We start from the raw sequence: 22070 nt of genomic DNA, 5'->3' as shown, positions 1-22070 counted from the left end.
GTCCATCCTGTGAGCCGAATAAGCCGGCTATTCGGCTCATTGGGTGAGCCGAATAATAGCGCTATTCGGCTCAAACTGTGAGCCGAATAATGCCGCTAATCGGCTCACAGGTTGTCGTGCGTCATGAAAAAGGGGGCGCCCATGTAATGGAGCGCCCCCTTTCAGTGTTGCCAACCAGCGTCAGTCAGTAGTAATCCGCGAGTGTTGCTTGGTGTCCTTCATGGTCGCGTAAACCAGCAGCGAGCAGGCGATACAGGCGGTGACGTACCAGTAGAAGCCGCTTTCCATGCCTGCGCTCTTGAACCACAAGGCCACGTACTCGGCGGTGCCGCCGAAGATCGATACGGTCAGGGCGTACGGCAGGCCAACGCCCAGGGCGCGAATTTCCGTTGGGAACAGCTCTGCCTTGACCACGGCATTGATCGAGGTGTAGCCGCTGACGATGATCAGCGCCGCCATGATCAGGAAGAATGCGCCCCACCAGGTCTGGATGGTGTGCAGGGTGCTGAGGATCGGTACGGTGAACAGAGTGCCGAGCACACCGAAGGCGATCAGGATCGGACGTCGGCCGATCTTGTCCGACAGGCCACCGATCACCGGCTGCAGGCACATGAACAGGAACAGCGTAGCGGCCGAGATGGTGGTCGAGTCGCTGATGCTCATGCCCACGGTGTTGACCAGGTACTTCTGCATGTAGGTGGTGTAGGTGTAGAAGGCCAGGGTGCCGCCCATGGTCAGGCCGACCACGGTCATCAGTTCCTTGGGGTGGCGCAGCAGGGTGCGCATCAGGCTTTCCTTGGCCTTTTCCTTCTTGGTGAACGAGGCGGTTTCTTCCATGCCGCGACGCAGGTACAGGGCCACCACTGCGCACAGTGCACCGATCACGAACGGCACGCGCCAGCCCCAGGCATACAGCTGCTCTGTGGTCAGGGTCTGCTGCAGGACAATCAGTACCGCCAGGGCGATGAGCTGGCCGGAGATCAGGGTCACGTACTGGAAGCTGGAGAAGAAGCCACGGCGTTCCTTGCTGGCCATTTCGCTGAGGTAGGTGGCCGAGGTGCCGTACTCGCCACCCACCGACAAGCCTTGTAGCAGGCGGGCGATGACCAGCAGGATCGGTGCGGCGACGCCGATGGTTTCGTAGCCCGGGGTCAGGGCAATGACCAGCGAGCCTGCGCACATCAGCAGTACCGAGGCCATCAGCGCGGCCTTGCGGCCTTTGCGGTCGGCGTACAGGCCCATCAGCCAGCCCCCGATCGGGCGCATGAGGAAGCCCACGGCGAAGATCGCGGCGGTATTGAGCAATTGTGCGGTGGAATCACCGGCCGGGAAAAAGGCCTTTGCGAAGTACAGCGAGAATGCGGCGTAGACGTACCAGTCGTACCATTCGACCATGTTGCCGATGGACCCGCTGAAGATCGACTTCAGGCGGCTGGCGGTGGTTTTTTCCGCGGCGGGCGCAGTGGCCGCCCCGGCGGGCAGGGAGGTGGCGTTATCCATCAGGGATACCTTCTCGTTGTTTTTGTGGAGCGCGCCGTGGCGCAGCTTGCCAAGGCGGTTGCAGAAGGTGTGCCAAATGGGTGCAGGCTGATTCATTTGAGGGCAGAACCGCGTGATAGCTGGCCTGTAGGAGCGGCCTTGCGCCGCGAAGGGCTGCGAAGCAGCCCCATGATCGTTCTGAAATAAGCGGATTTTTGCCTATCAGCGATTGCAGGTAAGCGGAAATCCGCTCATTCGCGCCCGACAAAATCCTCGCGCACCAGCCCATGCCGCTGCATCTTTTCGTTAAGCGTACGCCGCGGCAACTGCAACGCCTCCATCACCGACTTGATCTCGCCCCCATGCTGGCGCAAGGCTGCGCGCAGGCATTGCGCCTCGAACGCTTCCATCTGTTCGCCCAGCGACTGCCCGGCAGGTGCCACTTCGATGTTCGGCGAACTCAGCCCCAGCGCATGGCGTTCCGCCGCATTGGCCAGCTCACGTACGTTGCCCGGCCAGTCATGGGACAGCAGCTGTGCCAGTTGTGCGCCCGACAGCAGCGGGGCAGCACGGCCCAGCTTTTCGCCTGCAGCGCGGGCAAAGTGCTCGAACAGCAGAGGAATGTCTTCACGCCGCTCACGCAGCGGCGCCAGGCGCAACTCGGCCACATTCAGGCGATAGGCAAGGTCTTCGCGAAAGCGCCCGGCGCGGGCCTCTTCGAGCAGGTCGGGCTTGGTCGCGGCAATGACACGCAGGTCGACGCTGATGCTCTGGTTGGCACCCAGGCGCTCCAGCTTCTGCTCCTGGATCACGCGTAACAGCTTGGCCTGCTGCGCCAGCGGCATGCTCTCGATTTCGTCGAGAAACACCGTACCACCGTTGGCGTACTCCAGCTTGCCGATGCGCTTGCCCTGGGCGCCGGTGAAGGCGCCGCTTTCGTGGCCAAACAGCTCGGCCTCGAACAGCGACTCGGGAATGGCCGCGCAGTTGAGTGCGACGAAGGGTTTACCGGCGCGAGGGCCAAAATCGTGCAGGCAGCGGGCCACGCGCTCCTTGCCACTGCCGGTTTCGCCACGGATCAGCACATTGACCGGCAGGCTGGCCAGCTCCAGTACTTGTCGGCGCAGCTGTTGCAGGCCCTGCGACATGCCCAGCAGGGTGCCTTCCAGGCGTGACTTGAGGTCTGCCTGTTCGTGCAGCCGGCGGTTTTCCAGCACCAGCTGGCGCTTTTCCAAGGCCCGGCGCAGGCTGCCCAGCAAGTGCTGCGGGGTGAAGGGCTTTTCGAGAAAGTCGTAGGCACCGCTGCGCATGGCTTCCACTGCCATGGGCACGTCGCCGTGGCCAGTCAACAAGATGACGGGCAAGTCGGGGTCGTCCGCCTGCAGGCGTTCGAGCAATTGCAGGCCATCCATGCCCGGCATGCGCACATCGCTGATGATGACCCCGGGAAAGTGCTGCGGCAGGTGGGCCAGGCACTCTTCGGCGCGCGCGAACAGTTGCACGCTGAAGCCGGACAGGCTCAGCCATTGCTCGACCGCACTGCGGATACTGGGTTCATCATCGACGACGATCACTGAATTCAACATACAGGCTCCAGGTCACGGGGCAGGGTAAGGCTCAGGCGTGCACCACCGGGCAGGTTTTCGACCTGCAGCTGGCCACCGGCCTCGTGGACGATACCGTAGGAAATGGCCAGCCCCAGGCCCAGGCCTTCACCCACCGGCTTGGTGGTGAAGAACGGGTCGAAGACCTTGGCCAGGTTGGCCTCGGGGATGCCGCCCCCCGAGTCCAGCACGCTCAGGCGCCACCGCTCGCCCTCGGGTTCGATGCGCACCTCCAGGCGTTTGTAGCGCTTGTCGGCCATGGCGTCGAGAGCATTGCGCAACAGGTTGATCAGCACTTGCTCCAGGCGAATGGCATCGCCGCGTACCCAAGCCGGGCGCGCCAGGTACAGGGCCACCTCTACCTCTTCGCTGCGAATGCGGGTTTCCAGCAGGTGCAGGGCCTGGTCGACCACGGTGGCCAGGTCGAGGCGCTCGCGCAGGCCGACCGGGCTGTTGCGGGCAAAGGTTTTCAGGTGGCTGGTGAGCGCGGCCATGCGCGTCAGCATCTGCTCCAGCGGCTCCAGGGCCTGGCGCGCCTCGTCATGGCGGCCATGGTCGAGCAGCAGGCGCAGGGTTTCCAGTTGCATGCGCTGGGTGGTCAGCGGCTGGTTGATTTCGTGAGCCATGGCTGCCGACATCTGCCCGAGCGCCGCCAGCTTGGCTGATTGCACCAGGCCCTCTTGAGCCGTGCGCAGTTCGCGAGTGCGTTCCTCGACCTGGCGCTTGAGCTCTTCGCGGCTGCGCTGGCGCAGACGGGCCAGGCGCAGGCGCTGGCTGACGAACAGGGCGGCGAACACCAGGCTCAGCCAAACGGCGGCGGCGCCCAAGGCGGCATTGCGGCCGTCGGCAGTGACCTGCGGTTTGCGCAGCAGGTGCAAAGTCCAGTTTTCGCCTTCCAGTGGCAGGCTTTCCCACAAGTATTCGGCGCTGCCCTCAGGGCCTTGCACGCGGCTCAGGGTGCTGTTGGCGGCAAAGCGCGTCAGCACCTGATGCTGCAACGGCACCAGCGGTTGTTTGTCGTACTGGCGGGTTTCGGCAAGCTCGGCACGGTCGGCACCACTGAGCGGCTGCAGCTCGCGGTAGCGCCAGCCGTCCTGGTTGGCGATGAAGGTGATGCCGCGGGCATCGCTCACCAGCAGGATGTCGCTGCCCTGGCGCCACTCGCGTTCAAGTTCCGGGAACTCCAGCTTCACCACCATGGCACCGAGGAAGCGGCCATGCTCGTCGTTCACCGCGCTGGCGAGGAAGTAGCCCGGCACGCCACTGGTCACGCCCACGGCGTAGAAGCGGCCACTGCCCTGGCTGCGGGTTTGCTTGAAATAGGGCCTGAAGCCGTAGTTGGAGCCGACATAGCTGCTGGGCAGCCGCCAGTTGCTGGCGGCGATGGCCAGGCCGGTGCGGTCGAGCAGTTCGAGGGTGGAGGAGTTTGCGGCGCCGTTGATGCGTTCAAGCTTGCGGTTCAGGGCGTCCTGCACCTCTTCGCTGGCCGGGCCACGCAGGGCGGCGATCAGCTCCGGGTCCAGCGCCAGCACGGCGGGCAGGGCGCGGTAGCGGTCGATCAGGGTGTGCAGGGTATTGGCGTACAGGCCCAACTGCTGGCTGGCACGCTGGGCGTCGTCTTCCATGGCCTGGCGCTTGGCCTGGTGCATGGCCCAACCAGCACTGAGGGCGGTACCCAGCACGATCAGCAGAGTGATCAGCCCCAGACGCAGGGCGCGAAAGGAAAAGGGCATCGGGGCGGATCCGGATGATTGTGATATCGGGGCCTGCCTCTTCGCGGGCAAGCCCGCGAAAAGGCCGGTACAGGCGACCTTTCAGTTACAGCAGTTCGAAGCTCTGCTGCTGCACCGCCTGGGAATCCAGCCCGACCTGGACATTGAATTCCCCTGGCTCGGCAACCCGCTGCAGCTGGCCATTGTAGAACTTCAGGTCGTCCTCGCTGATGCGGAAGGTCAAGGTGCGTGACTCGCCCGGCTTGAGCATCAGCTTCTGGAAGTTCTTGAGTTCCTTGACCGGGCGGCTCATCGACGCCGACACGTCCTGCAGGTACAGCTGCACCACGGTCTCGCCGGCTACCTTGCCGGTGTTCGCCACCGTCACCTTGGCCTCCAGTGTGTCGCCGCGCTTGAGGTCCTTGTTCGACAGCTTCAGGCCCGACAGCTCGAAGCTGCTGTAGCTCAGGCCATAGCCGAACGGGTACAGCGGGCCGTTGGGCTCTTCAAAGTACTGCGAGGTGTAGTTGCCTGGTTTGCCAGGGGTGAACGGGCGACCGATGCGGGTGTGGTTGTAGTACATCGGGATCTGCCCGACCGAGCGCGGGAAGGTGATGGCCAGCTTGCCGGACGGGTTGTAGTCACCAAACAGCACGTCGGCGATGGCATTACCACCTTCGGTGCCGGCGAACCAGGTTTCGAGGATGGCGTCGGCCTGCTCGCGCTCCCAGCTGATCGACAGCGGCCGGCCGTTCATCAGCACCAGCACCAGCGGTTTGCCAGTGGCCTTCAGGGCCTTGATCAGCTCGCGCTGGCTGGCCGGGATCTCCAGGGTGGTACGGCTCGACGACTCGTGGGACATGCCGCGGGACTCGCCGACCACTGCCACCACCACATCGGCTTGCCTGGCCGCCTTGACCGCTTCATCGATCAGCACCGCAGGCGGGCGCGGGTCGTCGACGATTTCCGGGGCATCGAAGTTGAGGAAGTTCAGGTAATCGAGGATCGCCTTGTCGCCCGTGACGTTGGAGCCTTTGGCGTAGACCAGCTTGGCCTTGCCTTCCACGGCGCGGCGCAGGCCTTCGCGCACGGTTACCGAGTGCACCGGTTTACCGTCGGCGGCCCAGCTGCCCATCATGTCGATGGGGGCATCGGCCAGCGGGCCGACCAGGGCGATGGTGCCGGCCTTTTTCAGCGGCAGGGTCTGGTTGCGGTTTTCCAGCAGCACCAGGCTGCGGCGTGCCACGTCACGCGCAGCTTCGCGGTGCAGGCGGTCGTTGCCGTAATAGTCCTTCAGGTCGGTTTCGGCTTTGCCGATGCGCACGTAGGGGTCCTTGAAAAGGCCCATGTCGTACTTGGCGCCGAGCACTTCGCGTACCGCCTGGTCCAGTTCGCGCTGGGTCACTTCGCCGGACTTCAGCAGGCCTGGCAGCTCTTCGCCGTACAGGGTGTCGTTCATGCTCATGTCGATGCCGGCCTTGATCGCCAGCTTGGCGGCTTCACGGCCGTCGCGGGCGACGCCGTGGCGGATCAGTTCCTGGATAGCGCCGTGGTCGCTGATGGTCACGCCTTTGAAGCCCCACTCCTTGCGCAGCAGGTCGTTCATCAGCCAGGTGTTGGAGGTGGCCGGCACACCGTTGATCGAGTTCAACGCCACCATTACCCCGCCAGCACCGGCGTCGAGCGCGGCGCGGTAGGGCGGCAGGTAGTCGTTGTACATTTTCGGCAGGCTCATATCGACCGTGTTGTAGTCGCGTCCGCCTTCCACTGCGCCGTATAGGGCGAAGTGCTTGACGATGGCCATGATGCTGTCGGGGTTGGCCGGGCTGCTGCCCTGGAACGACCGCACCATCACCTGGCCGATTTTCGAGGTCAGGTAGGTGTCCTCGCCGAAGCCTTCGCTGGTACGGCCCCAGCGCGGGTCGCGGGCGATATCGACCATGGGTGCGAAGGTCATGTCCAGGGCGTCGGCCGAGGCTTCGATGGCTGCCGTGCGGCCCACCTTGGCGACGGCGTCCATGTCCCAGGTGGCGGCCATGCCCAGGCCGATCGGGAAGATGGTGCGTTCGCCGTGAATGGTGTCGTAGGCGAAGAACATCGGGATCTTCAGGCGGCTACGCATGGCCGCGTCCTGCATCGGGCGGTTTTCGGGCGCGGTGCGCGAGTTAAAGGTGCCACCGATGCGGCCGGCGGCAATTTCTTCGCGGATCTTTTCGTGGGGCATTTCCGGGCCGATGCTGATCAGGCGCAGTTGGCCGATTTTCTCGGCTTCGGTCATCTGGCTGATCAGGTGCTCGATGAATGCCTGCTTGTCCTGCAGGGGCGGGGCATAGGGGGCGGCAAGGGCCGCCTGACTGGCAAGGCCCATGGCCAGGCCCAGCAAAGACAGTTTCATCATCAATTCCGTTGTGGGGCCTCTGCCGTATCCAGGGTGATACGCGCGCGGCCGAAGTTTTCAGGCGGCTATTGTTGTACGATTCGCAGGCTTACTTTCCAGCAGCGGATTATGCCTGAATATGTCGTCTGCGGATGAAGCCCCGAGTGCCGGGACAACAACTATAAGAACGCTCAAGAGACCGACGGCATGACCCCCTTCGACGAGTACCATCAACGGCAGATTGCCGAAGCCATTGCGCGTGCCGAACGGCGCACCGATGCCGAACTGGTGACGGTGCTGGCTCGCCGCGCCGACGATTACGCCTATTGGCCGCTGTTGTGGGCCGCCGTGCTGGCGCTGGCGGTGCCAGGCCTGTTGCATTGGCTGCTGGGTTGGCCCAGCGTGCGTGGCTTGCTGGTGGCCAACGTGTTGCTGTTCGTCGGCTTGTGCCTGCTGCTGCGCAACCCGCGCCTGGCCGGCTGGCTGATCCCCCGTGCACTGCGTCGCTGGCGTGCTTCACGGCTGGCCCGCCAGCAGTTTCGCGAGCAGAACCTGCAGCGCACCGCAGGCGCTACGGGTGTGCTGATTTTTGTCAGCGAGGCGGAGCGGCATGTGGAGATCCTGGTCGACCGCGGTATCGAGCACTGCCTGGACGCCGAAGCCCGCGCGGCCATCGGAGCGCGCTTTGCCGAACAGGTGCGCCAGGGCCGGACCTTGCAAGGCTTTGTCGAGTGCATCGAGGCGTGTGGCGAGCTGCTTAGCCAGCACGTGCCGCCAACCCATACTCGCAACGAGTTGCCCAACCGCTTGGTGATTCTCGATTGATCCGGATCCGCCTGGCTTGACGCGTTCCCGGTGGGAGCGGGTTCACCCGCGAATGCTGCCTGGAGGCCACCGACGCATTCGCGGGTAAACCCGTTCCTACAGGGTGTAGAATGCGCTTCCCGCTATTCGAGGCACCGTTTCTCCATGTCCGCCAGTACTTCCGCCCCCTCCGCGCCGGATGCGCGCGCTCAGTTTCTCGACCTGCTGAACGCCGCCCTGCACGGCGATACCTTGGTCAAACTGGTGCTGGCGCGCCATGTCGGTGCCGACCAGACCTTGCAACGGATCATCGCCAAGCCGCTGCAGGTCAAGGGCCAGCCGTGCCTTTCGCTGGTCTACCGCCACCAGACCCGCGACATCACCCGCAACCTGCCGCTGGACCAGGCCCAGGCGCTGGTCGCCGAGCTGCTGCCAGACAGCTTCCGCAACGCCCACCTGTTCGATGCTGACGGCGAAGTGCAACTGACCTTCAGCAAGAAGGGCAAGCCGATGCTGCAGCGTCACGGCGCACAGGCACCGCGTGAGGTCACTGCCAGCAGCGGCCATGACCGCGAGAAGAAGCGTTACCTGGAGTTGTCGCGCCCGTTTTTGCGTGACCTGGGCGTAACCGATGCACAAGGCGCGTTGATTCCGTCGATGTCGCGCAAGTGGAAGCAGATCAACAAGTTCATCGAGGTCTTCGACCACGCCCTGGCCAGCGCCCCGGTGCCGGCCGGGCAGGCACTGCGGGTGGCCGACTTTGGCTCGGGCAAGGGCTACCTGACCTTCGCCATGCACGACTACCTGAGCAACAGCCTGGGCCGCGATGCACAGGTGACAGGTGTGGAACTGCGCCAGGACATGGTCGACCTGTGCAACACCGCTGCCGCTCGCCTGGAGCACCCGGGCCTGGAGTTTCAGTGCGGTGACGTGCGCAGCGTGGTGCCAGAGGCCATCGAGGTGATGATCGCCCTGCATGCCTGTGACATCGCCACCGACTACGCCATCCATACCGGCATCCGCTGCAACGCCGCGATCATCATGTGCTCGCCGTGCTGCCACAAACAGATCCGCCCGCAACTGCACAGCCCGGGGTTGCTGCAACCCATGCTGCAGTACGGCCTGCACCTGGGCCAGCAGGCCGAAATGCTGACCGACAGCCTGCGGGCGCTGTACCTGGAAGCCTGCGGTTACGAGACCAAGGTGTTCGAGTTCATCTCGCTGGAGCACACCAACAAGAACAAGATGATTCTTGCGGTGAAGCGGCAGAAGGCGGGGGACAACGGGGCGTTGCTGGAGAAGATTGGCCAGCTGAAGGCGTTTTATGGGGTGCAGGAGCATTGCCTGGAGACGTTGCTGCGGGCGGATGGGTTGCTCTGACGGCAACCCCAGCAAGCCTGCGCGCGCGCTCCTGCTGGGAGCGTGCTAGCGTCGAGCGGCTGGTAGCTCGATCGCCAAATCTGCCAGCCCCAACGGATGCGTACTGGCATCAAAGAAATGCACCTGCGTGCCCGTCAGATCCCCGAACCGATCAATGTAGTGTTGCTTCTGGTTGATCACCGAAGCCTCGCTCAACGGCCTTATGGCAATCGACAGATGCTTTGGCCGCGCCTGTCGGATAGCTTCGAGCAGGTGCTGGTCGCTGCTGTCCAGATGCTGCCCGAACAGGCATAGCCCCTGGCTCTCCTGTGCCAGCTGCCCCAGGCACCAGCCCAAGTAGTCCGAGTTGCGGATGGCGCGCAGTTTTTCGTCGCTGCGGTCTTCGTTGACGAACAGCGGCACCTCCCCCGGGATGTTCACCGCAAAGCCATCGAGCAGCTCTGCGTGGTCGGCGCTGCGTTGGCGGGTGGTGCCGTCGGGCAGCTTGAGCAGGTGCAGGCCGCCATGCAGGTGCAGCACCCGGGTGCCTTCGCTGCGGGTGCGGCGTACATCGAAGAAGCCTTGCTCGTCGAACAAACTGGCGAAGCCCTGCGGGGCGTGTTGCACAGCCCATGGCAGCAGCAGGTCGTAGTTGCTGGTGTAGACGCTGCGGTAGCCGCGCAAGGCCTGGTTGAAGGCTGCCAGCGTGGTGGCTGGCATCAGTGACCACGGCAAGTGCACTGTGCGCACGGCGTGGATCAACCCTTCCTTGATCGAGTAGTAGCGGTTCAGCGGCGCGGTGGAGTTGATGGCCAGCGCCGCGTTGGCGCGCACGGTGGTGTTGAGGGCGCTGAGCACGGGCTCGAACAGCTCTGTGCCCAAGGATTTGAACAGCGCCTGGTCGCTGACCGCCAGGCCTTTCTTGCGGCCGGCGCGTTGCGCTTCCTCGAACAGCGAGAAGTAGCCAAACGGCTTCCACACTGCGCGGCTGGCACCGTTGCCCAGCAGCAGGGCGTCGCAGGGGTGGCGGGCAGCGAGTTCTGGCCAGGGGGTGAGGGTGGCGTCAAGTGCGGGCATGCTGGGGTCCGTTGGTGGAGCGGAGAACGGGGGCGACTTTAGCATGTCATGCACGGTGTGCGAGGGTTGGTGTCCACGCCAGGGGCTTGTGTTGCCTGCACTGGCCCTGTCGCCGGCAAGCCAACTCCCACAGGTACGGCACAGCCCATGAGCCTTGCGTGGTACCTGTGGGAGCTGGCTTGCCGGCGATAGGGCCAGTGGCAATAAAACACCTCTTTAGCCCTGCTCGGCAGCCGGCACACTGCGGCTCCGGTTACGCCAAACCCGGTACGCCCGAATCCCGGCCCGCACCGAACCAAACAGCAGCTTTTCTTCCATTTCCCGCGCCATCCCCGAGCGCACCAGCATGCGCAGGAACGTACCCCGGGCGCGTGCGATGGCAAAGAAGATGCCCTGCGCTGCCAGGGTGTCGCGTACTTCACGCAGGGCAGCGATGCCGCTGACGTCGATGTTTGTGACAGCTTCGGCATCGAACAGCACGGCCTTGGGCTGGTCCTGGCTCTGTACCGCCTCGAGCAGGCGCATCTTGAAGTAGTCGGCGTTGAAGAACAGGATCGCGTCGTCGAAGCGGTAAACCACCAGCCCAGGCACGGTGCGCGCGTCCTTGAATTTGCGGATGTCGACCTGGCCTTCGGTGCCCGGCAGCCAGCCCAGTACCGCATCGGTGGGCTGATAGATGCTGTACAGCAGGCGCAGGATCGCCAGGGTCACGGCAAACACGATACCGGGCAGCACACCCAGGCCCAGTACGCCCGCCGTGGTCAGCAGGCACAGCCAGAACTCGAAGCGGCTGAGACGCCGGATGCTACCCAGCGACTTGATGTCGATCAGCCCCCAACCGGCCATCAGCAGCACGGCGCCCAGTGAAGCCTGCGGGATCCACGCCATGGGCGCGGTGAAAAACAGCAGGATCAGGGCGATGACCAGTGCCGCGATGATGCCCACCAGCTGGCTTTTGCCACCGACCATGTCATTGACCGCCGTACGCGAGTCGGCGCCACTGATGGCAAAGCCCTGGGAAACCCCGGCGGCCAGGTTGCTGACGCCCAGGGCGACAAACTCGTGGTTGGCGTTGATCGCATAGCCATGCCGGGCGGCAAAGCTGCGCGCAGTCAGCATGGCACTGCAGAAGCTGACGGTGGCAATACCCAGGGCGTCGCGCAACAGGCTTTTCATTTCCTCCAGGTTGCTGTGCGGCCAGGCCAGCTGCGGGATGCCGGCAGGTACCGGGCCGAGGACGGCAACGCCGAAGCGGTCAAGGCCGAACAGGCCGGCCAGCAGCATGAACAGCGCCACGACCGTGAGGGCTGCAGGCAGGCGCGGGTAGCGCCGCGGCAGCCAGATCAGCAGGCCCAGGGCGGCCAGGCCGATGAGCAACGTGACCCAGTGAATTTCGCCCAGGCGCTGGAAGAAGTTGATCAGGCTGAGGATGAAACCGTCGCCTTCGATCTTGAAGCCCACCACCTTGGACAGCTGCCCGGCGATCAGGCTAAGGCCGATGCCGTTAAGGTAGCCGATCAGGATCGGCCGCGAAAAGAAGCTGGCGATGAAGCCGGCACGGGCCAGGCCGGCGCCAATCAGCATCACGCCAACCAGCACGGTGACGATCACCGACAGTTCGACAATGCGCTGCGGGTCGCCCATGGCCAGCGGTGCCACGGCGCCGGCGATCATCGCGCAGGTGGCAGCGTCGGGGCCGACCATCAGTTGGCGCGAGCTGCCGATCAGGGCGTAGACCATCATCGGCAGGACGCAGGCATACAGGCCGTATTGTGGTGGCAGGCCGACGATTTGCGCGTAGGCGATGGCGATGGGGATCTGGATCGCCGCGACCGAGAGCCCGGCCTGCAGGTCGGCATGCAGCCACTCGCGCCGATAGTGCAGGAGGTTGGCAAGGCCTGGTAGCCAGCGGGATAGAAACATGCGTCATCCTTTCGAAATGTTTCAAGAATCCAGTGAGCATATCCGCCACAAGCCGTTTCGCTTGCAGGCGTATGCACCCGCTGCGCATTGAAGCGGATCGGCAGGCAAATGGCCATGGGCCAGGTCAACGTGGGGGGCAGAAACGAAAAAAGGAGCCAAGGCTCCTTTTGACTGCGATGACGTTGCTGGAACGTCATGCTGGAATGCGATGTGGAGCGGGTAGAGGGAATCGAACCCTCAACTAAAGCTTGGGAAGCTTTCGTTTTGCCACTAAACTATACCCGCGTCTGCGCAGCACTTTTTACCAGAACCCTTCACGAATTAGAAGCCCAAGTTATAAAAAAGCTTGTCGGCACCCCATAGCCTGCGGGTATCAGTTACAGAGTGCCGAGGCGCTCAGATAGCCAATGCATGCTGCCCCTGTTGAACGTGCTGGTAGCGGTGACGAGGTTCACGCACGGTCGGCTTGAGGAAGCCAAGCAGGACGCTGCGGGTGTTTTCACAGGCGGTCTTGTTTTCCATGTCGAGGAAATGGCCCGCGTCGCGGATCACGCTGAAGTGGCTTCTGCCCACATGCTTGCCAAACTGCCGGGCATCTTCGGCCGTGGTGTACTCGTCGCGGTCACCGTTGACGAACAGTACCGGGATGTCGATATTTCGCGCACCATCCAGCGCTCGCTCCAGGTCGTGCTGCAGCACCTGGTTGATGTGGAAGTGCATCTGCGCGTACTCATGGCTGTCCAGGCTGCTGACGTGCCGGTAGTTGAAGCGCTTGAACAGTGACGGCAAGTGCTTGCCGATGGTGTCGTTGACCAGGTTGCCGACCTGATACCGGTCGCAGGCGGCCAGGTACTGGCAGCCACGGTCCAGATAGTCGCGCATCGGCTCGTTGATCACCGGCGAGAACGAACTCACCACTGCCTTCTTCACCTTACGTGGCTGGTGCGCCAGCGCCAGCAGCGTACTTGCGCCACCCCACGAGAACGACATCACGTGGTCTGCCTGGAAGTGCTCGATCAGCTCAAGGAGGATATGCGCCTCGGTCTCCTTGCTGATCAGGCGTTCCTGACGGTTGTGCGGCTTGGACTTGCCAGCATACGGCTGGTCGAACAGCACGATGTTGAACTGCGGGTGCAGGTTACGTACCGTCTGGGCGAACGAGGCGGTGGTGGCGAGCGAGCCATTGATCAGGATGATCGTATTCTCGGCCGCATCCGCGCGATAGAACTCCGTGTAAACCCGATACTGACCTTGGATATCAAGTACAGCGATTTCTGGCCTCATGTCATCGACTCCTGGCGCAAAAAGGGTATTCGCGTCACCTAGGGTGCACGTTCTTTATGACAGGTAGGCATTTGCCTGAAGAGAAAACCGGGGGGCCCTGTGTCGATCCTTGGCACTTGCGTCGACGGTATTGTTTTTGGCGGGGCAATTTGCCGTGCCCCAAGGCATCGAGGCCTTGGGTAGCCGGCAAAAGGTGTCTTCGACTGCGGGCGTGACTTGCTAGTCACATGCAGACTGACGATTTGGATTCAAGCAGTGGCTCGCGGATCGCGCAAGTGCCGTTCGGGGAGAAATGTGACTTTTGTCGCTGAGTGGTCGTATGGCGACCCCTTAGTGTCTGCCCCGGCCTAGACAGTGGCTATCTCGGCCGCCGTCAGTTCCCGGAACTCCCCCGGCGCCAAACTCGTGTCCAGCCGGATCGCCCCCATGCTCTCCCGATGCAGCCCCACCACCTTGTTGTCGAAGAACCCGAACATGCGTTTTACCTGGTGATAGCGCCCTTCGAAGATAGCCAATCGAGCGCGTCGCGGCCCGAGGATGTCCAGCTGGGCAGGTTGGGTGGTGAGGTCTTCGAAGGCGAAGTAGAAGCCCTCACGGAACTTGGCCACATAGTGCTCGGCAATGTCGTCTTCGGTTTCCACCAGATAATGCTTGGGCAGCTTGGTGGCAGGCTGGGTCAGGCGCCGTGACCACTGGCCATCGTTGGTCAGGATCATCAGCCCGGTGGTGTTGAAATCCAGTCGCCCGGCAATGTGCAGGTCATCGCGGAGCGCTGTTGGCAGCAGGTCGAGCACGGTGGGGTGCTGCGGGTCCTGGGTGGCGCTGACGCAACCCTGTGGCTTGTGCAGCATCAGGTAACGTGCGGGGCGGCCCGCCTGGAGCAACTGGTCGTCCAACTCGACACGGCTGAATTCACGTATCTCGGTCAGCGGGTCGCTGACCACCACGCCCTCCACCCGCACACGGCGTTGCGCCAGCATCAGGCGAACTTGCTGGCGGTTGTGGCTGGGGAGGTTGGCGAGGAAACGGTCGAGGCGCATTGGAACAGGTCAGTGGGGAGTGGTTGATCGGAGTTGCTCTTCAACGGCAGCGCAACGCGGGCACAGGCAGGCTTTGTTCCGCAACTCGGCGGGCAGGGCCTGCAGCACGGCCGGGTCGATGGTCACGCTGTAGCACCAGCAGGCCTGGGTAGCGCGGCGCGGGTCGGCCAGGCTGCATTGGTTGAGGGCACCGCAAGCGGGGCAGTGTTGGCTGTCATTCATGGCGGGTTTCACTGCAGACGCGGTTGCGGCCGGCCTGCTTGGCACGATAGAGCGCACGGTCGGCGCGGGTCAGCAGGGCGTGTAGGGTATCCCCTGGCTGCAGGCTGCTCAGGCCGATGCTGGTGGTGAGGCGCAGCGGCTGTTCTTCGTAGCTGAAGGTCAACTGTTCGGTGCGGCGGCGGATCTTTTCCGCCACCTCGATGGCCTGCCGGCCTTCGGCTTCACGCAGCAGCACGATGAATTCCTCACCGCCCCAGCGGCACAGTATATCCGACTGGCGCAGGCTGCCTTGCAGTACATTGGCAAATTGGCGCAGCACTTCGTCGCCTGCCAGGTGGCCGTGGGTGTCGTTCAGTGCCTTGAAGTGGTCCAGGTCGATCAGCAACGCCACCAGCGGCCCACTGTCGCGCTGGGCTTCGTGCAAAGCCTGGGCGGCGAGCAGGTCGAAGCTGCGCCGGTTGGGCAGGCCGGTGAGGCTGTCGAGGGTGGCCAGGGCTTCGGTGCTGGCCTGGTGACGGCGGACCATGGCATGCACCAGCGCCAGCACCACCAGGGTGATCATCGTGCAGATGGCCAGGTTCAGGTACAGGGAGTGGCGGATGCGGTCGAGGGCGCCGGTTTCGCGCTTTTCCACCAACAGGTACCAGTCCAGTTCGGGCAGGTGGCGCACGTTGAGGAAGTGGCTGTGGTTGTCGCTGTCGCGGTATTCGTGGCTGCCTTCACCGGGCACCAACTGCTCGGCCAGTACGTCGTTCAGTTCAGGGTTGTCGCTGAGCGGCTGGCCGACCCGCAGACCATGCGGGCCACCTTCCGAGCCGGTCATCAGCACCTTGCCCTTGGCGTCGGTGAACAGCACAGAGCGCTGGTAGCGGCGTTGGTACTGGTCGATCAGCTGGACCACCGACGATACGCTCAGCCCGACACCGGCGGCTCCGATGAAGCGGTGCTGGTAGTCATGTACCTGATAGTTGATGAACACGGTCAGGCTGTCCTGGTTGGCCATGTCCAGATCGACGTTGATCTCATAGGGCGCCTTGAGGTCGCGCAGGCGGAAATACCAGGCATCGCGCCAGGTGCCGGGCTCTACCTTCTTGAGCACGCCTTTGGCCTGGTAGTAGGTGAGGGTGCGGTCAGACACGAAAAACGACGTGAAGGTGTCCTGCTTGCCCATGACTTCGCCAAGGTAGCGGGTCATGCGCTCGGTATCCTGCTCGCCGGACAGCACCCAGTCCCGCAGGAAGGTGTCCTGGGCCATCATCGAGGCGATCAGCACCGGGCGAATCAGGTCCTTCTGGATTTCCGAGTAGACCGTGTCGGAGGTCAGCGGCAGTTCCGTATTGATGATGCCGTCGCGGATGGCGCTGCGTGAGGAGAAGTAGCTGAGTAGCGAAGTGGCGAGGAAGCCGCAGGCCAGTAGCACCAGCAGGGTCAGGATCAGCGAGCGCTGCGAGAACAGAGCGGACCGTAGCGGCATGATCTTCCCGTGATGTGTGCCTGGGCGCCTATTCTAGTGAGATGACCGGCAAATGACTGCAAGTTTTTCAGGGTTATCGCACCTGTATCAAATTATTGCAAAAATGGCACTGCACCTCGGCTTCACTGTCTTATTCAGTGTCGATGAACGCATTACGCATCCACGCTCGTCAGCGCCGCTGTTCGGGCACTCCAGCGGTCCAGGAGGCCGCCATGTCTTATCGAATCCTGTTGATCGCCCTGCTAGGGCTGATGACTTCCGCCTGCGCCCCGTACTACGAGAGCGGGGGCTATTACCGTTCGGATTACTACTCCACCGACCGCTACGTGTCGCCAGGGTATTACCGCTATGACCGCTACTACGTGACGCCGCAACCGCGCTATTACTACCAGCCGGCACCGCGCTATTACCATCGGTCGGCGCCTGCGCCGCAATACCGGCCGTATCCGCAGCCGGGGATGCAGCAGTGGCACGGCAACCCGCGCAATGACTACGGCAACCGCCAGCGCCAGGACTACAGGCAGGATCGGGACCGGCATGATTATCGTGATGGCAGCCAGCGCTACCAGCATGGCAACTGGCACTCCAATGGGCAGCGCAATGACGGCGGGCGCTGGGATGGCCGACGTGGCCAAGGGCGCGGGGGTAACTGGCAGCGGTAGGTGATTGAACCCAGCCCCAGGTTGTTGAAGTCAACTCAGGTCCGCCAATGGATGCCGCCCTTCCCATGCCTTGGAAAAATGCGCCTCGACCACCGCCGCCGGTACCTGAGCCACATCCGGCCAGTGCCAGCGGGGGTGGTTGTCCTTGTCCAGCAAGCGGGCTCGTACGCCTTCGCTGAATTCCGGATGGCGGCAGCAATTCAGGCTCATGCAGTATTCCATCTGGAACACCTGCGCCAATGAGAGATGACGCGCCCGGCGAATCTGCTCCCATACCAGATGGGCGGTCAGCGGGCAGCCTTCGTGCAGCCGCTGGCCTGCTTCTGCGAGCAGTGGGTCGTCATGGTGCTTGAGCCCCTCCAGTGCACGCCAGGCCGCCGCTGCATCGGCCACGTCGAGCAATGCATCGATCACCTGCCGCCGCGGCAACCACTGGGCTTCGGGCAACTCGGCGCAGGCGCGGTGCTGTTCGGCCTTGAGCAGGCTGTTCAGTTGCAGGGCGGTCTGCTCCTGCCAGTTCAGTTGCAGCAGCTCTTCGACCAGCGCCTCTTGCTGATGCTCGCCAAAAAAACGGTCGGCCAGGCCCAGGTCAAGGGCGTCGCGTGCGTTGATTGGCGCGCCCGTCAGCCCCAGGAACAACCCCAGTTTGCCCGGCAGCCGGGCGAGGAACCAGCTGGCACCCACGTCGGGGTACAGCCCGATACTGATTTCCGGCATGGCCAAACGGCTGCTGGGTGTGACGATGCGTACACTGACGCCTTGCAGCAGCCCCATGCCACCCCCCAGCACATGCCCGTGGCCCCAACACAGCAGCGGTTTGGGGTAGGTGTGCAGGGCGTAGTCCAGGCGGTACTCTGCGGCAAAGAAAGAGGCGGCCAGGGGCGGTACGCTCCCGGGGTGGTCACGGCAGGCCTGCACCAGCGCCCGCACATCGCCTCCGGCGCAGAAGGCTTTGGCGCCGTTGCCGCGCAGCAGCACGCAGACAACCCCCGGGTCGCGGGCCCAGGCGTGCAATTGCTCGCCCAGCACCTCGATCATCGGCAGGCTCAGGGCATTGAGCGCCTTGGGCGCATCCAGGGTGGCGATGCCGATGCGGGCGCCGTCGGCGCCGGTGAGTACCTCACAATGAATGGCCATGGACTACCTCGCTCAGTCATCGCACAAGTATGGCCTGCCTGACCGAACATGCCGGTCGTCGGTCGGATCGTTTGACAAGCGGGAAGGGCTTACCTAGTGTCGCGCCATTGATTACGGATGGCCCCATGACTGACGACGATCGCATCAAACTCGAACCCAGCTGGAAAGCCGCATTGCGCGCTGAATTCGACCAGCCCTACATGCATCAACTGCGCGAGTTCCTGCGCAGCGAGCGTGCCGCCGGCAAGGAAATCTACCCGCCAGGGCCGCTGATCTTCAATGCGCTGAACTCGACGCCGCTGGACCAGGTGAAGGTGGTCATACTCGGGCAGGACCCCTACCACGGGCCAGGCCAGGCGCACGGCCTGTGCTTCTCGGTACAGCCGGGCGTGGCCACGCCGCCGTCGCTGGTCAATATCTACAAGGAAATGCAGCGCGACCTGAACATCCCGATCGCCAGCCACGGCTACCTGCAAAGCTGGGCCGAGCAGGGCGTGCTGCTGCTCAACACCACCATGACCGTGGAGCGGGCCAATGCGGCGTCGCATGCCAAGAAGGGTTGGGAGTTCTTTACCGATCGGGTGATCCAGGTGGTCAGCGAGCAGTGCCCGAACGTGGTGTTCCTGTTGTGGGGGGCACATGCGCAAAGCAAGCAGAAGCTGATCGACGGGACCAAGCACCTGGTGCTGAAGTCGGTGCATCCGTCGCCGTTGTCGGCTTACCGCGGGTTCCTGGGGTGTGGGCATTTCAGCCGGACCAACAGCTTCCTCGAACAACGTGGGCTGGCGCCGATCAACTGGGCGGTGCCACCGCTCTAATCACCTGAAACACCGCGTCGCCTTCTTCGCGGGCAAGCCCGCGAAGCAGGCGACGCGATTATTACTGGTTTGCGTTCCACAGCCGGAATAACGGCTCCGCCAGAAACAGCACGAACAGCAAGCGCATCACCTGCAGCGCCGTCACCAAAGGCACGGACAGTTGCAGGGTCTCTGCTGTCAGACTCATTTCGGCAATGCCCCCCGGCATCATCCCCAACGTCAGCGAACGCAGGTCCAGCGCTGTCATCACGCTCAACACCCACGCGGCACTGCCGGCAATGGCCATGCACAGCGCCGTGGCCAGCAGCGTGCGCCCCAGGAACGATGGGGCCCGGCGGAAGAAGGCGCGGTTGAAGTGGCAGGCCAGGCCACTGCCGATCAGCCACTGGCCGATCTGGCTGGCGCCATTGGGCAGGGCGATCTGCAGGTTGCCGGCCAGGCTGACCGTGGCCGCCACCAGCAATGGCCCGAACAGCCAGGGGTTGGGCTGGTGCAACCGTTGCCAGAGCAGCGCAACGGCAACGCCGAGCGGGGTGATCAGGGCCAGCCAGCCCCAGCTGACGCTGCCGGCATGATTGAGCGGCACCCCGTCACCCAGCAGAAACTTGAACAGCGCGGGCACGCACAGCACCACTGCCAGCACCCGCAGGCTCTGCGCTGCCGCCACCTGGCTGAGCACTGCACCGTTCCGGGCACCAAGGTTGACCATCTCCCCCGAGCCGCCAGGCATGCTGGCGAAGAATGCCGTGGCGCGGTCTTCACCGGTGCGCCGCAGCAGCCACACGCCGATCACGCTGGACAGGGTGGTGAACAGGGCGCCGAAGAAGATCAGCGCAAAATGGCTACCCACTTGCTCGATCACTGCCGGCGTAAAGTGCAGGCCAATGCCGATGCCGATGATGCACTGCCCGCATTTTCGGCCGCTGGGAATTTCCGACAACTGCCAGGGCGTCAGGCAGCGCACCAGGATGATGGCCAGCAGCGAACCCACCATCCACGGCAAAGGCCAGCCAACCTTGCTGGCGAGGTAACCGCCAGCAAGGCCGACCAGCCCGGTTGCGACAAACAAAGGCAACGGTCGATCAGGCATCGGCCAGGGCCCGACGCTGCAGGCTGCGTTTGCGCCAGATGCGCAGCAGCGGCAGGGCGAGCATCAGCGCCACCAGCGCCCAGACGCCCATGCTGATCGGGCTCGACCAGAGGATGCCCAGTTCACCGTTGGAGATCGACAGTGCACGGCGCAGGTTCTGCTCCATCAGCCCGCCCAGGATGAAACCGAGCAGGATCGGCGACAGTGGGAAGTCCAGCTTGCGCAGGATGTAACCCATGATGCCGATGCCGACCATCAGGAACAGGTCGAAGGTGGTGGCATGAACGGCGTATACGCCAATGGCCGTGATGATGGCGATCACTGGCACCAGCGCCCAGTTTGGCACGGCGAGGATGCGGGTGAAGATGCGGATCATCGGGATGTTGAGGATCACCAGCATGATGTTGGCGACGAACAGCGAAGCGATCAGGCCCCAGACTATGTCCGGCTGCTGTTCGAACAGCAGTGGGCCAGGGGTGATGTTGTACAGGGTCAGGGCGCCGATCATCACGGCCGTTGTGCCAGAGCCCGGTACGCCCAGGGTCAGCATCGGGACCAAGGCGCCACAGCAGGACGCACCAATGGCAGTTTCCGGCGCTGCCAGGCCACGGGCATCGCCTTTGCCGAACTTGCCGCTTTCCCCGGCCAGGCGTTTCTCGGTCATGTAGGCCACGGCACTGGCCAGCGTCGCGCCGGCGCCGGGCAGAACGCCCATGATGAAACCAAGCAGGCCGCAACGGATGTTGACCACGAATACCGAAGCCGCTTCCTTGAAGTTGAACAGCATGCGGCCGGTAGCTTTTACCGCCTGGTGACCATGGTGGGTCTTTTCCAGCAGCAGCAGGATTTCACTGATGGAGAACAGGCCTAGCACCAGCACCACGAACTGGATGCCGTCGGCCAGGTGCACGCTGTCACCGGTGAAGCGGTAGACGCCGCTGTTGGCATCGATGCCGACCGCCGAAAGGAACAGGCCGATCAGTGCGGCAATGAAGGTTTTTAGCGGTTTGTCACCTGCCATGCCGCCCAGGGCGACGATGGCAAACACCATCAGTACGAAGTATTCCGCCGGGCCGAAGGCGATGGCCCATTTCGCCAGCAGCGGGGCGAACAGCACCATGCCGCAGGTGGCGATGAAGGCGCCGATGAACGAACTCCAGGCCGACAGCGACAGTGCGACGCCCGCCAGGCCTTGGCGAGCCATCGGGTAGCCGTCCAGGGTGGTCATCACGGTCGAGGCTTCGCCCGGGATGTTCAGCAGGATCGAGCTGATACGCCCGCCGTATTCGCAGCCCAGGTACACCGCGGCCAGCAGGATCAGCGCCGACTCTGGCGGCAGGCCCAGGGCGAAGGCGATGGGGATCAGCAGGGCCACGCCGTTGATCGGTCCCAGGCCCGGCAGCAGGCCGACCACCGTGCCGATCAGGGTACCGGAGAGGGCGGTGACCAGGTTGTAAGGGGTCAGGGCAACGCCGAAGCCCTGGCCCAGGTAGCTCAAGGTATCCATGTGTCAGTTCTCCAGTACGCTCAGCAGGCCAAGGGGCAGGGGCACGTCCATCACGCGGTCGAACAGCCAGTAGAGCAGCAGGCTCATGCCGACGACCACGAGGGCGCTGTGCAGCCAGCGGCCGCCATACAGCCGGGCCATGGGCAGGCCGACAAGGATGGCGCTGAGGATGAAACCCAAGGCTTCGAAGGTGGCCGCGAAGACGATCAGCAGGCCGACGCAGGCGGTGATCTTGGTCAGGGTTTCGCGGTCCAGTTCCGGTTCGTCGTCCTTGCGCACGATGGGCGTGGGGCGGAACACCAGGTACAACAGGCCCAGGCCCATCAGGCCGAGCATCAGCAGCGGATAGGCGCGCGGGCCCACCGGTTCATAGGAAAACGCCGCCTGGTAGGGCCAGGCCATCACGGCCAGGGCGGCGCACACCGCCAGCAGGACCAGGGCGAAGATGCGTTGCAGGATCATTGGGGAATCCTCGTCGGGATTGCTCAAGTGAGATGCAAA

Annotated in this window: 18 protein-coding genes and 1 tRNA gene; 4 read left to right on the top strand and 15 right to left on the bottom strand. The window is 63.6% G+C overall.

What is annotated here, in order from left to right; genetic code table 11:
• Positions 1–180: 180 nt before the first annotated feature.
• From MRBLPB4O_RS22660 to bglX, 4 genes are all read right to left on the bottom strand, one after another.
• Complete coding sequence (locus MRBLPB4O_RS22660; protein WP_201205935.1) at positions 181–1500, bottom strand: MFS transporter; 1320 nt, start codon at positions 1498–1500, stop codon at positions 181–183.
• 230 nt (positions 1501–1730) lie between these two features.
• A complete protein-coding gene (locus tag MRBLPB4O_RS22655) occupies positions 1731–3065 on the bottom strand; it encodes a sigma-54 dependent transcriptional regulator (RefSeq protein WP_341796661.1) in 1335 nt (444 codons plus the stop codon).
• Positions 3059–4816 carry an ATP-binding protein gene (locus MRBLPB4O_RS22650; protein ID WP_341796660.1) on the bottom strand — a complete coding sequence of 586 codons (1758 nt, stop codon included), beginning with the start codon at positions 4814–4816 and terminating at the stop codon, positions 3059–3061. The genes MRBLPB4O_RS22655 and MRBLPB4O_RS22650 overlap by 7 nt, the downstream gene beginning before the upstream one ends.
• Positions 4817–4901: 85 nt before the next feature.
• Positions 4902–7193, bottom strand: a complete 2292-nt coding sequence (bglX, locus tag MRBLPB4O_RS22645) for a beta-glucosidase BglX (RefSeq protein ID WP_341796659.1) — start codon at positions 7191–7193, stop codon at positions 4902–4904.
• A 186-nt stretch (positions 7194–7379) separates the two neighbouring features.
• Here bglX and MRBLPB4O_RS22640 point away from each other — a divergent pair, with 186 nt between their 5' ends.
• Both MRBLPB4O_RS22640 and MRBLPB4O_RS22635 read left to right on the top strand, forming a co-directional pair.
• Entirely contained in the window at positions 7380–7997 is a 618-nt protein-coding gene (locus tag MRBLPB4O_RS22640) for a TPM domain-containing protein (protein ID WP_341796658.1), read from the top strand.
• Between the two features lie 144 nt (positions 7998–8141).
• The gene (locus tag MRBLPB4O_RS22635) at positions 8142–9356 is read left to right on the top strand and encodes an SAM-dependent methyltransferase (RefSeq protein WP_341796657.1); all 1215 of its coding nucleotides are present in this window, start codon (positions 8142–8144) and stop codon (positions 9354–9356) included.
• 45 nt (positions 9357–9401) lie between these two features.
• Here MRBLPB4O_RS22635 and MRBLPB4O_RS22630 read toward each other — a convergent pair whose 3' ends face one another.
• The 7 genes from MRBLPB4O_RS22630 to MRBLPB4O_RS22600 form a co-directional block, all read right to left on the bottom strand.
• The gene (locus tag MRBLPB4O_RS22630) at positions 9402–10412 is read right to left on the bottom strand and encodes a DUF4917 family protein (protein WP_341796656.1); all 1011 of its coding nucleotides are present in this window, start codon (positions 10410–10412) and stop codon (positions 9402–9404) included.
• Between the two features lie 216 nt (positions 10413–10628).
• The gene (locus MRBLPB4O_RS22625; protein WP_341796655.1) at positions 10629–12335 is read right to left on the bottom strand and encodes a SulP family inorganic anion transporter; all 1707 of its coding nucleotides are present in this window, start codon (positions 12333–12335) and stop codon (positions 10629–10631) included.
• Between the two features lie 211 nt (positions 12336–12546).
• A tRNA-Gly gene (locus tag MRBLPB4O_RS22620) sits at positions 12547–12620 on the bottom strand.
• 111 nt (positions 12621–12731) lie between these two features.
• The gene (gene phaG, locus MRBLPB4O_RS22615; RefSeq protein WP_197898586.1) at positions 12732–13619 is read right to left on the bottom strand and encodes a (R)-3-hydroxydecanoyl-ACP:CoA transacylase; all 888 of its coding nucleotides are present in this window, start codon (positions 13617–13619) and stop codon (positions 12732–12734) included.
• 347 nt (positions 13620–13966) lie between these two features.
• Positions 13967–14659: a 16S rRNA pseudouridine(516) synthase gene (locus MRBLPB4O_RS22610; protein WP_341796654.1), complete on the bottom strand. Its 693-nt coding sequence runs from the start codon at positions 14657–14659 to the stop codon at positions 13967–13969.
• 9 nt (positions 14660–14668) lie between these two features.
• Positions 14669–14881: a cysteine-rich CWC family protein gene (locus MRBLPB4O_RS22605; protein WP_080889236.1), complete on the bottom strand. Its 213-nt coding sequence runs from the start codon at positions 14879–14881 to the stop codon at positions 14669–14671.
• The gene (locus MRBLPB4O_RS22600) at positions 14874–16355 is read right to left on the bottom strand and encodes a diguanylate cyclase (RefSeq protein ID WP_341796653.1); all 1482 of its coding nucleotides are present in this window, start codon (positions 16353–16355) and stop codon (positions 14874–14876) included. Before MRBLPB4O_RS22600 ends, MRBLPB4O_RS22605 begins: the two co-directional genes overlap by 8 nt.
• A gap of 212 nt (positions 16356–16567) precedes the next feature.
• Here MRBLPB4O_RS22600 and MRBLPB4O_RS22595 point away from each other — a divergent pair, with 212 nt between their 5' ends.
• Positions 16568–17017, top strand: coding sequence for a hypothetical protein (locus tag MRBLPB4O_RS22595; protein WP_341796652.1), 450 nt, complete (start codon positions 16568–16570; stop codon positions 17015–17017).
• Between the two features lie 30 nt (positions 17018–17047).
• On the opposite strand, the gene MRBLPB4O_RS22590 is transcribed toward MRBLPB4O_RS22595, so the two are convergent.
• Entirely contained in the window at positions 17048–18154 is a 1107-nt protein-coding gene (locus MRBLPB4O_RS22590) for an enoyl-CoA hydratase/isomerase family protein (RefSeq protein WP_341796651.1), read from the bottom strand.
• A gap of 125 nt (positions 18155–18279) precedes the next feature.
• On the opposite strand from MRBLPB4O_RS22590, the gene ung reads away from it, so the two are divergent.
• A complete protein-coding gene (gene ung / locus MRBLPB4O_RS22585) occupies positions 18280–18972 on the top strand; it encodes a uracil-DNA glycosylase (protein ID WP_049275302.1) in 693 nt (230 codons plus the stop codon).
• Positions 18973–19033: 61 nt separating this feature from the next.
• Here ung and MRBLPB4O_RS22580 read toward each other — a convergent pair whose 3' ends face one another.
• Genes MRBLPB4O_RS22580 through MRBLPB4O_RS22570 form a run of 3 tightly spaced genes read right to left on the bottom strand, consistent with a single transcriptional unit; the run spans position 19034 to position 22031 of the window.
• On the bottom strand, positions 19034–20062 hold the full coding sequence (locus tag MRBLPB4O_RS22580; protein WP_341796650.1) for an AbrB family transcriptional regulator: 1029 nt from the start codon (positions 20060–20062) through the stop codon (positions 19034–19036).
• Positions 20055–21569, bottom strand: coding sequence for a tripartite tricarboxylate transporter permease (locus tag MRBLPB4O_RS22575; protein ID WP_063422240.1), 1515 nt, complete (start codon positions 21567–21569; stop codon positions 20055–20057). The genes MRBLPB4O_RS22580 and MRBLPB4O_RS22575 overlap by 8 nt, the downstream gene beginning before the upstream one ends.
• Positions 21570–21572: 3 nt before the next feature.
• Positions 21573–22031, bottom strand: a complete 459-nt coding sequence (locus tag MRBLPB4O_RS22570; RefSeq protein WP_016498162.1) for a tripartite tricarboxylate transporter TctB family protein — start codon at positions 22029–22031, stop codon at positions 21573–21575.
• Positions 22032–22070 lie beyond the last annotated feature (39 nt).

It is taken from the genome of Pseudomonas sp. LPB4.O (assembly GCF_038383825.1).
Classification (GTDB): domain Bacteria; phylum Pseudomonadota; class Gammaproteobacteria; order Pseudomonadales; family Pseudomonadaceae; genus Aquipseudomonas; species Aquipseudomonas putida.
The sequence above is the reverse complement of the archived record's forward strand: the minus strand, read 5'-3'. Positions and strand labels throughout refer to the sequence as shown.

Bases quoted from the DNA above. Each gene is read 5' to 3' on its own strand.
- MRBLPB4O_RS22660 (WP_201205935.1), bottom strand. From the start codon at position 1,500: ATGGATAACGCCACCTCCCTGCCCGCCGGGGCGGCCACTGCGCCCGCC.
- MRBLPB4O_RS22655 (WP_341796661.1), bottom strand. From the start codon at position 3,065: ATGTTGAATTCAGTGATCGTCGTCGATGATGAACCCAGTATCCGCAGT.
- MRBLPB4O_RS22650 (WP_341796660.1), bottom strand. From the start codon at position 4,816: ATGCCCTTTTCCTTTCGCGCCCTGCGTCTGGGGCTGATCACTCTGCTG.
- bglX (WP_341796659.1), bottom strand. From the start codon at position 7,193: ATGATGAAACTGTCTTTGCTGGGCCTGGCCATGGGCCTTGCCAGTCAG.
- MRBLPB4O_RS22640 (WP_341796658.1), top strand. From the start codon at position 7,380: ATGACCCCCTTCGACGAGTACCATCAACGGCAGATTGCCGAAGCCATT.
- MRBLPB4O_RS22635 (WP_341796657.1), top strand. From the start codon at position 8,142: ATGTCCGCCAGTACTTCCGCCCCCTCCGCGCCGGATGCGCGCGCTCAG.
- MRBLPB4O_RS22630 (WP_341796656.1), bottom strand. From the start codon at position 10,412: ATGCCCGCACTTGACGCCACCCTCACCCCCTGGCCAGAACTCGCTGCC.
- MRBLPB4O_RS22625 (WP_341796655.1), bottom strand. From the start codon at position 12,335: ATGTTTCTATCCCGCTGGCTACCAGGCCTTGCCAACCTCCTGCACTAT.
- phaG (WP_197898586.1), bottom strand. From the start codon at position 13,619: ATGAGGCCAGAAATCGCTGTACTTGATATCCAAGGTCAGTATCGGGTT.
- MRBLPB4O_RS22610 (WP_341796654.1), bottom strand. From the start codon at position 14,659: ATGCGCCTCGACCGTTTCCTCGCCAACCTCCCCAGCCACAACCGCCAG.
- MRBLPB4O_RS22605 (WP_080889236.1), bottom strand. From the start codon at position 14,881: ATGAATGACAGCCAACACTGCCCCGCTTGCGGTGCCCTCAACCAATGC.
- MRBLPB4O_RS22600 (WP_341796653.1), bottom strand. From the start codon at position 16,355: ATGCCGCTACGGTCCGCTCTGTTCTCGCAGCGCTCGCTGATCCTGACC.
- MRBLPB4O_RS22595 (WP_341796652.1), top strand. From the start codon at position 16,568: ATGTCTTATCGAATCCTGTTGATCGCCCTGCTAGGGCTGATGACTTCC.
- MRBLPB4O_RS22590 (WP_341796651.1), bottom strand. From the start codon at position 18,154: ATGGCCATTCATTGTGAGGTACTCACCGGCGCCGACGGCGCCCGCATC.
- ung (WP_049275302.1), top strand. From the start codon at position 18,280: ATGACTGACGACGATCGCATCAAACTCGAACCCAGCTGGAAAGCCGCA.
- MRBLPB4O_RS22580 (WP_341796650.1), bottom strand. From the start codon at position 20,062: ATGCCTGATCGACCGTTGCCTTTGTTTGTCGCAACCGGGCTGGTCGGC.
- MRBLPB4O_RS22575 (WP_063422240.1), bottom strand. From the start codon at position 21,569: ATGGATACCTTGAGCTACCTGGGCCAGGGCTTCGGCGTTGCCCTGACC.
- MRBLPB4O_RS22570 (WP_016498162.1), bottom strand. From the start codon at position 22,031: ATGATCCTGCAACGCATCTTCGCCCTGGTCCTGCTGGCGGTGTGCGCC.